11 protein-coding genes are annotated in these 12,787 nt (G+C 69.7%); 4 read left to right on the top strand and 7 right to left on the bottom strand.

What is annotated here, in order from left to right; genetic code table 11:
• Positions 1-151: 151 nt before the first annotated feature.
• The 4 genes from AC0680_RS35780 to AC0680_RS35765 all read right to left on the bottom strand — a co-directional run bounded on the left by AC0680_RS35780 (position 152) and on the right by AC0680_RS35765 (position 5,575).
• Positions 152-1,636 carry an outer membrane protein assembly factor BamB family protein gene (locus AC0680_RS35780; protein WP_478637209.1) on the bottom strand — a complete coding sequence of 495 codons (1,485 nt, stop codon included), beginning with the start codon at positions 1,634-1,636 and terminating at the stop codon, positions 152-154.
• A 218-nt stretch (positions 1,637-1,854) separates the two neighbouring features.
• Positions 1,855-3,177 (bottom strand): hypothetical protein, encoded by a 1,323-nt coding sequence (locus AC0680_RS35775; protein WP_478637208.1) that lies wholly within the window; start codon positions 3,175-3,177, stop codon positions 1,855-1,857.
• 860 nt (positions 3,178-4,037) lie between these two features.
• Positions 4,038-5,075: a WXG100-like domain-containing protein gene (locus AC0680_RS35770; RefSeq protein ID WP_478637207.1), complete on the bottom strand. Its 1,038-nt coding sequence runs from the start codon at positions 5,073-5,075 to the stop codon at positions 4,038-4,040.
• Positions 5,076-5,239: 164 nt separating this feature from the next.
• Positions 5,240-5,575, bottom strand: coding sequence for a hypothetical protein (locus AC0680_RS35765; protein ID WP_478637206.1), 336 nt, complete (start codon positions 5,573-5,575; stop codon positions 5,240-5,242).
• 282 nt (positions 5,576-5,857) lie between these two features.
• Between AC0680_RS35765 and AC0680_RS35760 the strand changes: the two genes are divergently transcribed.
• Both AC0680_RS35760 and AC0680_RS35755 read left to right on the top strand, forming a co-directional pair.
• Positions 5,858-6,460, top strand: a complete 603-nt coding sequence (locus AC0680_RS35760) for a hypothetical protein (RefSeq protein ID WP_478637205.1) — start codon at positions 5,858-5,860, stop codon at positions 6,458-6,460.
• A gap of 86 nt (positions 6,461-6,546) precedes the next feature.
• On the top strand, positions 6,547-6,846 hold the full coding sequence (locus tag AC0680_RS35755) for a hypothetical protein (protein ID WP_478637204.1): 300 nt from the start codon (positions 6,547-6,549) through the stop codon (positions 6,844-6,846).
• A gap of 97 nt (positions 6,847-6,943) precedes the next feature.
• On the opposite strand, the gene AC0680_RS35750 is transcribed toward AC0680_RS35755, so the two are convergent.
• From AC0680_RS35750 to AC0680_RS35740, 3 genes are all read right to left on the bottom strand, one after another.
• The gene (locus tag AC0680_RS35750) at positions 6,944-8,275 is read right to left on the bottom strand and encodes an SUKH-4 family immunity protein (protein WP_478637203.1); all 1,332 of its coding nucleotides are present in this window, start codon (positions 8,273-8,275) and stop codon (positions 6,944-6,946) included.
• Positions 8,272-10,440: an ATP-binding protein gene (locus AC0680_RS35745; RefSeq protein ID WP_478637202.1), complete on the bottom strand. Its 2,169-nt coding sequence runs from the start codon at positions 10,438-10,440 to the stop codon at positions 8,272-8,274. The genes AC0680_RS35750 and AC0680_RS35745 overlap by 4 nt, the downstream gene beginning before the upstream one ends.
• 517 nt (positions 10,441-10,957) lie before the next feature.
• Positions 10,958-11,362: a hypothetical protein gene (locus AC0680_RS35740; protein ID WP_478637201.1), complete on the bottom strand. Its 405-nt coding sequence runs from the start codon at positions 11,360-11,362 to the stop codon at positions 10,958-10,960.
• A gap of 239 nt (positions 11,363-11,601) precedes the next feature.
• On the opposite strand from AC0680_RS35740, the gene AC0680_RS35735 reads away from it, so the two are divergent.
• Positions 11,602-11,910 (top strand): hypothetical protein, encoded by a 309-nt coding sequence (locus tag AC0680_RS35735; protein ID WP_478637200.1) that lies wholly within the window; start codon positions 11,602-11,604, stop codon positions 11,908-11,910.
• Positions 11,907-12,644: a WXG100 family type VII secretion target gene (locus AC0680_RS35730; protein ID WP_478637199.1), complete on the top strand. Its 738-nt coding sequence runs from the start codon at positions 11,907-11,909 to the stop codon at positions 12,642-12,644. The genes AC0680_RS35735 and AC0680_RS35730 overlap by 4 nt, the downstream gene beginning before the upstream one ends.
• Positions 12,645-12,787 lie beyond the last annotated feature (143 nt).

The raw sequence follows: 12,787 nt of genomic DNA, 5'->3' as shown, positions 1-12,787 counted from the left end.
TGGGGCGGCGCCGGCGGTGGGGTTCGGGCAGTCCTGTCCTGGACATCACAGCGGAAGGCAAAAGAGAAAAAGCCGAAACGCCGCCGCGTCCACCACGGGGGGGGACGCGGCGGCGTGTTGTGTGCCCCGACTCGGCGCGTGCCGGGCGGAGCTACGGAGACGTCTTGAGAGCGACGAGTCCGTACGACTCCTTTGGGTTGAAGGTCCGGTCGCTGATGGCTGTCAGGAACAGCCGGCCGTCGCGCCAGTAAGGCTTGGCGGAGAGGCTGGTCCCCTTGGCGACCTCGACCGGATAGGTGACAAGGGTGTGCGGGGTGCCGGTCTTGGGGTCGTACTCGACGAGTTCCGGGCCCTTGTCGTTGCTGATGATGTGTGCGTAGACGAGTATCTTCCGGCCGTCAGCCGCCGGAAGCGGGTAGTAGTCCGTGGATTTGGCGGCCTTGGTTTTCCACAGCAACTTGCCGCTGTCCAGGTCGTATGCGGCGAGCAGTTTGTTGTTGCCGTCGCCCGCGCTCACGACGAAGGTGTTGCCGAAGACGCCGGCTTCCTTCCACGGTGTTCCCTCGGCGCCGTCGGTCTGGACGTACTTGGCCGGCGTCTTGGGGGCGAAGCTGCTGCGCAGCTTGCCCGTCTCGTTGTCCAGGGCGACGAGGCCCATGTCCTCGCGGTCCGGGTACAGCACGACGGGGTCGGTGCTGATGACGTCGCCGCCCGCGACCATCCCGGGCTCGTACTCACCTTGCTCGGGACGGAAGGTGTAGGTCCACTTGGCCTTGCCCGTCGAGGGATCGATCAGGGAGACCTCGTCGTACGCCACTCCCCCCACCGGCTTGGTGTCGCAGGCGCGTACGCGGATCAGAGCCTTGCCGCCGGTGAACGTTCCGGCGTTGTCGCACCGTGCGGGGCTCTCCGGAGTCCACGCCAGGGAACCGTCGGACACGTTCAGTGCCTGTGGTTCCCCGAGCCCTGTCACGACGACGACGTCGCCGGAGCGGGCGAAGGTCGCCACCTTTCCGGGTGGGCCGGATTCGCCGGGGGTGAACCGGTCGTCGGCGCCCGGCTTCGGCTTGGCCTTGCGCGGCTTGAACTCCTTGGTCCACAGCTGCTGGCCGTTGTTGAGGTCGTACGCAGCGAGGTGGTTGCAGGCCTTGGTGTCACCGTAGGCGACGAGGCCGATTCCACCGTCCGACTGGGGCGGCGCTGAACAGGCGGTGTTGCTGTTTCCCGGAAGCGGCGTCGCCCACAGGCGTTTGCCCGTGGCGATGTCGTATGCCTTCACACCGTCGGGAAGGGTCTGGACGACGGCCTTGTCGGTGATCCAGGTGCCCTCCAATTGCTGGACCGACTCTCCCGGCGGCATCTTGCCCTTGTAGCCGGGCTGGGACCACAGCACCGTGTCGTCCGAGGACCCGGAGAACAGCAACCAGGCACCTCCGCCGGCCCCGGCCAGCACCACCAGAGCTACGACCAGCAGCACGATCAGACCGGCCTTGCTCTTCTTGGCCGGAGCCGGAGTGGCAGCGCCGTAGGGTGCCTGGGCCGACGAGTACGGGGCCTGCGGCGGGGAAGCCGCGGGGGGCGTCTGCTGAGCTGTGGGAGCGCTCGGGGGATAGCCGATGCCGGGCGCCGGCGTCATACCGGCCACGGGCGGACCAGGCGGCTGGTGCGGTGCACCGTGCGGCGGCTGCCCGGGCGGGACCGGGCCGTGTCCCTGGGGCGACGACGGAACCTGCTGCGGGTGTCCGTAGCCCTGCTGCGGCGCACCTTGCTGCCATGGCACGGCCCCGGCCCCAGGGGGCTGTGCCGGGGGCTGCTGACCTGCGGGGCCCGCCATGCCAGGTGTGCTGTCGGCCGTCATCGGACCTGGCTCCTCACGTACTTGGCCCAGTCACTCTCGAAAGCGGCGCCGCTCTTGCCCACGGCAGCCTGCAACTGCTGGTCCAGTTTCTTCGGGGTCACGTAGTGGTCCACGACGAACTGCATCATCTTCGACCGGCCACCCTGCTTCTCGATGTACTTGAGGGCGAGATAGCCAAGGGCGTAGTCCATGGAGACGCTGTGCCCCGGTGCGGAGCCGAATTCGGCGTCCGGCAGTTTGCCGTCGAACTGGCCGTCCGAGAACCCGGCGCGCATCTTCCGCGACATCCTCTGTGGTTCGAACTGAGAGGAGACGTACTCGGCGAAGCCTTCGACCACCCACGATCGCGGGCCGCCGTCCTTTGCGAGGAGGCTGTAGTCACCTCGGTCCAGCGTCTGAGTGATCGCGTGCGCCATTTCGTGGTGCGAAATCTGCTTCACCCCGCTCTGCCAGTCCTTGGTGAAGTAGTTCGAGCTGGCGTCCAGCTTGATGCGGGATCCGCCGAACTGCGGTTTGCCGCTCACGTCCTCGTGGGCCGTGGAGAACGCCGGCATCCCCACGCTCACTCCCGCGTCCCAGCCGGGATCCTTCAGCGAACTCGTGTACAGCGTCGCGTACGTCTTCCGGTCCGGTTCCACGTTGACGAGGAACGCCTGCGGCGTCTGCCCGTGGGAATTCACGTTCGCCCCCCAGAACGCGAGGTCGTCCGCAGCGCCCTTCTCGATCAGCGGGGCATAGCGACGAGCCTGCGCCGCGTTCTTCTTGTCGGCGATGACGATCGTGTGCGCCTGCTGCTGGACATACATGTCGTCATAGACGTCCCAGGGGCCGGGGTAGAAGACGTATCCCTTCTCCCCGTAGGCGGACGGCGATCCGCCGATCTTCGTGACGGCCGGCTGCTCGTCCTTCGACTCCCGCTTGACGATCCATCGGTACCACTCGGCGACCGGCTGGAGGTCCACGTCCTTGATCTTGTGGACGAAGGCCACGTCGAGCGCGACCGTCGCACCGTCGCCGTAGTCGTTGTCGCCGGTACCGGTCTGCTTCAGGACGCGGTACTCGGCCTGCGCGAACGGCACCTTGCGCAGGTTCTGGTAGATCTTCTTCTGGGCTGTCTTCGCGGTGCCCGAGAAGGGCGACAGGAAGGCATCCTCGTCCCCGCTCTTCAATGCCTGGGTGCGGCCTTGCAGGAGGCGGGAGATGTCGGCTTCGCTGAGCAGCTGCTCCCCGTTCCCGTCTCCACCGGCGGCGGAGGGCAGGTCATCGCCGCCGAGCCCATTCGAGATCGCCACCCCGCCGACCCCGAGGAGCGCCAGCACGGCGATGACGACAACGCCGATCACCGCTCGCTTGAGGCCCTTGTTCTCGCCACCGGACGGCGGGGGCGGAGGCGGCGGGCCGCCGACCTGCGAGGGCCAGGACTGCGCGGCGCGGGGGGCACCCTGAGGATTGGGGCCCTGCCCCGGAGGTGCATACGGCGACGAGGGTATGTGGCCTGGGACGGCAGGGGGCACGCCGGCGGACTGGGAAGGTGGGTTCGCCTGCCCGTACGCGTTGCTGCCGCCCGGCCCTCCAGGCTGCGGAGGATACGACATGTGTTTCCTTTCGGACACGGAGAGTTGCGCGGCGCTGAGCTGCTGCGCTCGCAGGCAGACGTGGAGGGCGTCTTCGACGAAGTCCCTCGGCCCGAGAGAGCGTCGGAGACGAAGGCCGACCGATGACATGACGGCGCATGCGATGGGGCGCGTCCCGACGTCGCTGACAATCCATAGCCGTGCGCGACAAGGGTGCGCCCTGACCAGTTCCCCCGTTACTGCTTATGCGTACCTTACAAGTGCGGTATCCCGCTCGCGGGCAGAGGATCTTCACCGCACGGGGTTCGCACGTAGCTTGCCGCCTGCTGCTCTGCTCGCGGCGGTTCGCACTGACTGGCGGGATTCGTCTGGTGCCGGCGACCGGCTTGTCGAGTACGCGATGGTAGTTGGCCGACGATGGTCACACCAGCCCGGAATGCGCCATCGGCCTTGAGGACCATGCAAGTTGGGGTTCGGGTGTGTCCACTGGGCGACGTGGTGGGATTCGGCATCGGGGCCGGGCCGCCCGGGCAGCGTGACGCCCTCGGGTTCCATGGAAGCGGATCATCCATGGAACCCGAGGGCATCACGGTCGGCGGCAGCTGTCAGCCGAAGACCGAGCGGACCTCGTCCGTGACGGTCGAGCGGACCGCGTCCGTGGCCCCTGGGTTGTTGGTGGCGGCGCCGCCGGTGCGGTTGTCGACGTGGCGCTGGGCGTGGTCCAGGCCGCGGTTGGTGTGGGTTTCCGCGCGGTTTGCGAGGTCTTCCTTGGCGTGGTCGATATAGGTCTGGGGGTCGGCGAGGCTGGCGGCGCCTTCCTTGACGCCGTCGACGTATTCGCCGGCCTTTTCCTTGGCGATGTCGGCGGTTTCGCCCCAGTCGATACCGTCGCGTGCGCCGAAGTGGCTCTCGATGCCTTGCTCGACGACGTTGTTCGCCATTTCCTGGCCGGCTTCCACGGCCTTTTCCTTGGCCGCGTCGACAACCGTCTCCCTGACGGTGTCCTTGACCGTTTCCTTGATCTGCTGCTTGGCGTAGTCCGTGGCCAGTTTGCGGGCTTCCTTGGACACGGCCTTCTTTGCCAGGTCCTTGGTCATCTTCTTGATGGCGTCCATCGTGGCGTGTTCCATCGCCTTGGTGGCCGCCTCCATGACCTCGCGCTTCAGCTTGTCGAGGATCTGGCGGATGATCACGCGGGACGCTTGGGTGGCGCCGGCCGCGCCGAGTTCGGACAAGCCCAAGGTGAAGGGGGCGGCTGCCTGAGCGGCGATGAGTTCGGCGGCGGTGATCACGAGCTGGACGATGACCGCGATCTTGCCCGCGATGACGGCGAGCGCGGCCGCGTCGAAGGCGAGCGCGATCACCTCGGCGGCCATGGCGGCGTCACGGAGGTAGTTGTCGCCGCCCGCACTGCCGTTGTAGGCGCCCCACTCCTTGGAGAAGCCCTCGACCGCCTCGCCCGAGTTGGCGGAGAACACCGTGCCGGCCGCGGTCGAGCCGTCGGAGGTCGCCTGGTTCACGGCCTCGGCGAAGTTGCGCCAGACCTGGGCGCATTCGAAGAGCAGGTCCTCGTCGGCATTCGGCCAGTTGAATCCGAGGAGGTCGAGAACCCAGTCGACCCCTCCTGGCAGCTGGATTGACACAGTGATCGTCCCCCGTGCGGTGGTAGCCGAGTGGTGCTGAGTGAGATAGATGGAGGTGTGGGCGGAGGTATACCGTCAGGTGCAGACAGGGCGGGGTGAGGCGGGAGGGCGGTGGCCTGTCGCGGCGGGCCCGGGAGTGGCCGCCTCAGCGGCCCGGTGTCGCCTCAGATGACCGGGCGGCCGACGGCGCTGATGGTGTGGATGCCCTGCTCGTCGGACTCGGCGTAGTGCTTCGCCATGGTGGTGAGTTTGTCGCCGATACCTTCGAGGCGTTCACCGAGGGAGTCCATGGAGTCGAACATGCCGTTCGCGATGGGCTCGTAGATCGTCAGGAAGATGTCACCGAAGTCGCAGCCCTCGAATGCCTTTTCGGCGGCGTCCTTGTCGGCGTCCTGCCTCAGCTTCTTCGCTGCGTTGGAGAAGGTGCTGCCGATGTTGACGAATACGTCGCCCTGCGTCCTGAGAACGTCCGGATCGACATCGAATGCCTTGCCTGCCACTGTTTGCCCCCGTTTTTCGCCGGATCCGGTTCGTGATTGCCGGGCCCAATGATCTCACATTAGGTGAACTGGATGTGGGCGTGTCAAGGCGGATATGGGGTAACTCGGTGGGATTTGCGGCCAACTCAACTGGGTTGACATTGCGATGAATTGACCCGAGGTCAGATTAGCGTGAATGTTTAGTGAGGGGATTAGGGTCCGCCGGAACCGTGGGCGGCTGCGGTGGCGTCACCCTTCCCTGATACAAGTGAGGCCGGTGTTTTCGAGATCTTAGGAGTTGTCGTGCGGTTCGGGATGCGTCAGAAGGCGCAGTGGGTCGGAGCCGGGGTGCTGGCCATGTCCTTCGCTCTGGCGGGGTGCGGGTCGGGTTCGAAGCTGGGAGGCGCCCAGGCGGCTGAGAACATCCTGCCGCCGCGCGAGAGCATGCCGACCGAGCTCAGGACCGTGACCGACAAGCCGTCCAGCCGCGCCAAAGCACCCAAGAAGTGCAGTGTGGCGCCGGACAAGCCCTCGGGCTGGTGCAAGGAGGCTGTGGCTGTCGGCCATGCCGAGTACGGGAGCAGCGACAAGAACAAGTCGGCTCGCTTCGAGGTGGTCGTGTACCGCAGCGAATACACGGCCAAGAAGGCCTTCAGGAAGTGGGAATCGTACGCGCAGAGCAGCCCGACCAAGTACCGGACCTTGAAGGCTGAGACGTTCGGATCCGGGAGCGTGGCGTTCGTGGAGGTCGATCCGGCGTACAAGGACAACCAGGAGCTGGTGATTCGCGAGGCCAACTTCATCGGCACGGTGAGGTACGACGGGAGCCGTGTGCAGAACGCCGCCGACCCCACCCTCCTCAAGCTGTCGAAGATGTTCACCGAGCGTATGCGCCAGGAGGGATAGGGCTGGGCGTGCCCGGGATTCCAGCGGTTGGCCGATCGCAGGTCCCGTAACCGTGGACAACCGCAGGTCCCGTAGCATCTCCGCTCATGGACGCAACCAGCAATGAGCAGCCGGTCTCTGGGGATCATGACGGGCTGACGCCTCGTCAGGCCCGACGCATACGCATCGTCCTGGCCTCGGTCCTGATGGGCGCGATGGCGCTGGTGCTGGTGGTGCGCCTGGCGTCGCGTACGTCGGTGCTGGTGGTCGGGGTCTACGGGGCCGCGCTCGTCCTCTGCGGCATTGTGATCGAACTCAGCCGGAACGGGCGTACCCGGCTGGGCACTTGGCTGCTGGGCGTCGGCCTGGCGGCGGCACTGGCGGCGGACTGGTTGCTGTTGCCCTGAGAAGGCATCGGGGGTCTCCGGGGCTGCCGGGGGCGAGGGTGCGTACGCTGACGCACCTGCGCATCCCCGGCCCCGCCGCAGAGCGACCCGGGCGCCTCTAGAACAGCCCGTGCCACATCTGCTCGATGACCAGTGACCACCAGTTGCCCTGGTCGTCCAGTGCCCAGGAGTCGATCGCGGTGATCTGCTCCTGGAAGGCGGCGACCGCCGCGCCCGCCGCGAGCGGGTCCATCCCCTGCATCTCCCGGCGCGTGGTGACCAGCAGCGCGAGCGAGCGCAGATACGCGGAGAGCGTGCGGTTGACGAACCGGCCGCCGCCCGAGGACGGCTGAACGGCCCAGATGGTGCCGACCATGCTCTGCTGCTCTTCGGGGGCCACGCACTGGACGGCGATCGTGTAGAGGCCGTCGGTGCCGAGCCGGACGTAACCGGCGAGCGTGGTCAGGGCTTCTTCGCGGGCCTCGGTGCCGGTCTCGCGCAGGTAGGACGCCACGTCCGTGAACATCCCGCCGGGGGGCGGGGTGTCGGGGCGGTCCGCGGTGAAGAAGTACGGCACCGAGGTCGGCAGTCCGGCCCAGACCAGGGTGTTCCTGGTGGCCTCGGGCAGCTGCCCCGCGGCGACGTCGTCGGCGTCCGGGCGGCCCACGCCCTGGGGGCCGAAGACCTCCACGAGGTGCTTGCCGAGCGCCACGTCCCGCATCTGAGGCGCGGCCTCGACGCGCTCCGGAACCGGCAGCCGGTGCGGACGCGGCGGCGCCTGCCGCCCGGCCATCTGATGCATCATCTCGACGTGCCGCAGCAGTCCGGCGACGCCCTCGGCGCGCTCCTCGGGACGCATGCCGTAGCCCTCGGTGCAGGAGAAGCCGGCGTTCGGGAACGTACGGAGGATGAAGTCGCCGGGGTAGCCGCCGGGCAGCAGGGCGGGCCGCAGGTCGGTGTGGATCGCGCGGACGTCCGCGGCGTTCACGCCCAGTCGCCGCAGCTCGTCGTAGAGCTGGAACTCGACGGGCGGCTGCCCGGGAGCCGAGACCTTGACCAGGCTGGTCTCCTCGCCGGTCGACGGATCGTTGTAGGTCGCGACGGCGGTGTTGCCGGGGCCGGTGACCGGCTGCCGGGCCGGCTCCGCCGCAGCCGCGCCCGCGCCGCGGCCGTGCTTGTGCTGGTACATCCGTACGACCTCGTCGACGGGTACGGACGGCCACACCGTCAGCTCGCCCGAAGCCCGGTCGACGACGCCGCAGGCGGTGCCGATCTCGGCGGGCGGGCGCCGCTGCCCGGTCTGCGGGTCGACCTCCGGGGGAGGCGGTACGGCCCACACCACCCAGCCGAGGTCGAACTCCTGCATGGCCACCTCGCGCGGCGGGCCCTGATGCCCTTCGGGGTTGAGCCAGCGGGCGGCGGTGGCGTGTGCCTGCGCCTGGGTGATCACGAGTGGTCTCCTTCGAGGCCGTGGGGAGCGTCGGCGTCAGTGGTGTCGGTGCGCTGGGCCGGCACGGTGGGGGCGGCGGGGACGGGCGCGAGGATCTGCCGGGCGGTCACGCCGCGCTCGGTGGCGACGACGAGCACCCCGTCCAAGGAGAGATCGGCGCCGGTGATCGGGGAGTCCGAGAGCAGCGCGGCCACCACCTCCCGGCTCGCGCGGGCCCAGACCCGCAGATAGTCGGCGCCCCGGCTGAATCCGAGGGGCGCGGCCGCCCGCGCCTCCTCCGAGGGCTGCACCGCCCGCGAGGGGTCGGCGTCGAGGTACTCCGGAGTGTGCAGATCGTGGAGCAGCAGGGCCACTCCGCCGCTCTGGGCCGCTCCGTCGCCCTGCGCGGGGCCGCCGTCCGGACCGCCGTCCGAGCCGATGGGCACCGTACGGGCACCGGGGGTGCCCTCGGGAACGAGGAGGGCGGCGACGGCGCGGGGGGCGCTGGTGCCACCGGCGGCCGCGGAAACGTCGCCCTCGGCCGCGTCCGCCGCCGCGCCCTCACCGTCCGGGGGCAGCGAGGCGATCGTCACCGCGCGCACGCCGGCCAGCGGCACGCTCCACAGCGTCCGCCACGGCAGCGTGAAGCCGCGGGTGTGCAGCGCCTGTGCGTACGGGGTCAGCCCGTCCTCGACGAACGCGGTCTCCAGGAGCGCCGCGCGCATGGCGGCCGGCGCCTGGGAGCGGGTGAGCAGGGGAGCGGTCCGCAGGTACGTACGGGCCGGTGCGCCGAGCTGTTCGAGCGGCACGGCCTCGATGGCGGCCCGCAGCGTCACCGGGTCGGCGTGTGCGAACAGGCCCGGGTCGGTGAGGAGTTGGGGGAGCAGGCCGGCTTCGAGGGTGTGTGCCGCGAGGTGGTCGCGGATGTAGGGATCGGCCTGCGACCAGTCCTGCTGGGGCACCGCTTCCAGCAGCGCCATGGCGATCTTGGTCTGGGCGTCGCGCACGTCCGGCAGCCCGGAGCGGATCTCCGCGGCGATGGCGGGGTGCACCAGGCGCAGCAGCGCGCGGTCCGCACCGCCGCCGGAACCGGCCCCGGGAGTGTCCCCGTCCGGCTCCTCGTCCGCGTCCTCGTCGTCAGAGGAGGCCTCGACCGGCTGGACGAACGGCGCCGCCAGCAGCATGCCGTCGGCGAAGTCCTGGCTCATGTCCCGTCCGGCGAGAGCGCTCGCCAGCGGCCCCAGGAGCTGGACCGGCAGGCCCTCGCCCTCGGCGAACGCCAGCGGCGCCAGCATCAGCCGCAGGACCTGGGGATCGGCGCCCAGCCGGCGGGCGTGCAGATCGAGCGCCTCGCCGACGCCGCCGGGCAGCAGGGAGGCGTCCGCCGGGTCGAAGCCCTCGGGCTGCATGAGCAGCGACTGCACGGCGAGCTGGAGGGTCAGCCGGTCGCCGCCCGCGCGCTCGGCCATCGCCGCGGCGAGCGCCCGGCGGGCCGACGGGTCGGTGGTGTACGGGAGTTCCGGCACCCCGAGGGCGGGATCGAGCGCGGTCTCGGCGTGCAGCACCAGGCCCTGGGGGTCGGCCCAATCGGGAGCGTCCAGATCGATGATCTGCGCCTGGCCGTCCGGCAGCCCCGCGGTCAGCTCGGCGGCCAGCTCGCGCGGCACATCGGCGAGCAGCTGAACCGTTTCGGTGGCGGCGAGCGGCTTGAGCACGTCCCGTATGAGGCGGGCCGGTTCGTTCGCGGCGCGTACCGGACCGGTCTGGTCGACGTCCGGCACCACGATGGTCACCGGCTCTTCACGACCGGCGAGTTCGGTGAAGATGTCCTGGCTGCGCGCGGCACCCAGCTCGAAGTGATCGGCGAGCAGCCACAGGACCTGTGCCGCGGTGCGGCCCTCGGGACTCGGCACGGCCGGCGCCGGCAGGTCCGGGGGCACCGTGGCCGGGTCCATGTCGTCCAGCGGCAGCCGCTTGCGGTAGTCGGGATCGCACATCATCAGGAAGCCGGTGATCAGGCGCGAACGGCCGCTCCCCGGGTTTCCGGTGAGGGCGATGACGCGCGGCGCACCGGGCCACCGCATGCGCCAGGCCGCGAGAGCGCGCAGCGCGGCGCTGCGGCCGCCGATGTACGGATGCGGTGCGTATCCGGCCGCTCGGGCGCTGCTTTCTTCTGAGGCGCTCATGGCTTCCTCGTCCCCCATCAATCCCGCCCTCCACCTTCGTGGATTCCTGCGTGTACCGCCTCGATCCTATGATCCGGGGCAGGTGCGCGGGACGGTGCGGGGTCTCTGTTCCGGAACTGGAACACGCAGGCCGGGGCGGGTGTGGGGACGTTGTGTCGTTGGCGTGTGGGGTGAACGGGGTGCCGGTGGTTCCTGAGGCCCGTTCCCGCGGCCCGTTGCGGAGAAAAGGCGAGTGCCCGGTGCGGAAAGGAAGCAGATCCGCCCGAATTCCCCGGACGGGCGATCTGTCTTCCTCCGCATCAAGCGTTTCATGCGATTCAGGCGTGCGGCCGAAGCAAGCGAATCGAACGAATCAACCGCATCGGGCGATATCGGCGATACCGCCATACCGCCGATATCGCCTGCATCGACGGTATCGATGACGGTGTCGACCGCATCGGCCGTGTCGACCGCATCGGCCGTGCCGACCGCATCGGCCGTGCCGAAGCCGGTTTCCGGGGGCAGCCGGTATTCGGGGTCAGCGCCGGTGTCCGTGGCCGCCGCCGCGCCGCGGGGCGGTGACGATGTGGGACGACGGGGCGTCGCGCTCGGCGCGCTCCTGGGCTTCCTTCTCTTCCTGTTCCTGCTGCCAGGCGGCGAACTTCGCGCGCGACTCCTCGCGCTCGGCCATGGTCTGGTCCTCCGCGGCCCGCCGGATCTCCGTCATCCGGTCACCGATGGCGTCCATGTAGCCCGGCGTCTGGATGGCGTCCTTCATGCCCATGCGCCCCGAGAGCACCTCCTGGGCCATCTCCTGGAGCTTGCCGCCGACATTGGGGTTCTCCGCCAGGACCTTCAGCGCCTTGCGCAGCCGGTGCGCCTGCTCCGGGTCCTGGGCGACATCCATCAGGTCCTCGTCCTGGATCTGTCGCTCGTTGCTCATCTCTGCCCCCTTGAACGTCTTGGCACAGCAACCGCGTGTGCTGCACCGGCGTCCTTGAGTCTAATGACGGGTGTGAACGGGTCGTCAAGGCGGGGGTTGTCGGTATTGCCGCAAATTGCTCGGTATGCATTCCGGGCCCGCTCCGCCGCCCGCTCGGCGACGGGCTTCGGGCCTATTGCGGGTGTGCTAGACCTGAGGCGATGTTGGCAGGCAGCTGTCATTCAATTCGGGGAGAAATGATGTCCGACGAAGTCCGGCTCAGTACGGAGGAGTTGCACCAGCTCGGTGCGACCTTCGAGATACGCGCGGAAGAACTGAGCCGGCAGCTGGCCGCATTCAGAAGGCGGGCGGATGCCGAGGCGCTGCGGGACGGCTTCGGCAGCCATGAGGCGGCCCGGCCCTACCGCGAGCTGTACGAGCAGGCCGAGCACGCCCTCGTCCAGCTCCAGCAGCGGCTCGCCGAGGTCGGCGGCGGCCTGAAGGAGACCGTCGCCAACACGCAGGCGGCCGAGGACGAGCTGGTCGAGATGATGCGGAGCGTCAAGTGAGCGAGCGACGCAACCCCGAGGCGCTGCACGATGCGGCGGCCGGCTGGCGCGAGATGGGCAGGCACCTCGACGGCATGGTCCGCGATCTGGACCGGCACGTCGGCACCGCCGCCGCGGCCAACTGGCACGGTCCGGCGGGTGAGGCGTTCGCCGCGGAGTGGCACCGCCTCAAGCGGTCCGTCGACGACTCGCTGCCCGGCTTCGAACTGGCCGCGGCGGACCTGGAGACCGCCGCCGCGCAGTCCGACGACAAGGCCGGCGAGGAGCACGGCGCGCCCCCGGTGGACAACTCCGCGAACAACGCGCCGTCCTCGTCCGGCCGCGACGCCGCCTACGGCTTCATGGCGCTCGGGCAGCTGGCCAACGGCCTCGGCGGCGCCTTCGGCAAGCGCGGGGGCGGCGGCCAGAGCCAGCGGCCGCCCGTAGGGCACCAGTGGGAGACCTCCAGCGCCGCGCACGGGCCCGACCCGTTCGGGCCCGCGAAGGCCGGCGAGGCCAGGACGCGCGGCGGCGAGGGCATCGCCAAGGGCGTACGGACCCGGCCGGCCGGTGCGGAGCCGGACGGCGAGCGGGACCCGAAGGCCAAGCCGGAGCAGGCATCGGCGGCCAGGCCGGAGCAGGCCAAGCCGGGGCAGGCCAAGCAGGAGCAGGCCAAGCCGGAGCGGGCCAAGCCGGAGAAGCCCGACACCGGGGCCGGCGCGCCCGACACCGGCCAGCACGGCGCCTTCGGCTGACCCGGCACCGGTACGGGCGCGCACCGGCACCCACACCGAAACGGCGGTGGGGGGGGGGGGGGGGGGGGGGGGGGGGGGGGAGGGGGGGGGGGGGGGGGGGGGGGGGGGGGTGTGGGGGGTGTAGGGACGGTGTGGAAGCGTAC

Source organism: Streptomyces sp. NPDC043738 (genome assembly GCF_056436545.1).
The sequence above is the reverse complement of the archived record's forward strand: the minus strand, read 5'-3'. Positions and strand labels throughout refer to the sequence as shown.

Bases quoted from the DNA above. Each gene is read 5' to 3' on its own strand.
- AC0680_RS35780 (WP_478637209.1), bottom strand. From the start codon at position 1,636: ATGACGCCGGCGCCCGGCATCGGCTATCCCCCGAGCGCTCCCACAGCT.
- AC0680_RS35755 (WP_478637204.1), top strand. From the start codon at position 6,547: ATGGACGCAACCAGCAATGAGCAGCCGGTCTCTGGGGATCATGACGGG.
- AC0680_RS35745 (WP_478637202.1), bottom strand. From the start codon at position 10,440: ATGAGCGCCTCAGAAGAAAGCAGCGCCCGAGCGGCCGGATACGCACCG.
- AC0680_RS35740 (WP_478637201.1), bottom strand. From the start codon at position 11,362: ATGAGCAACGAGCGACAGATCCAGGACGAGGACCTGATGGATGTCGCC.
- AC0680_RS35735 (WP_478637200.1), top strand. From the start codon at position 11,602: ATGTCCGACGAAGTCCGGCTCAGTACGGAGGAGTTGCACCAGCTCGGT.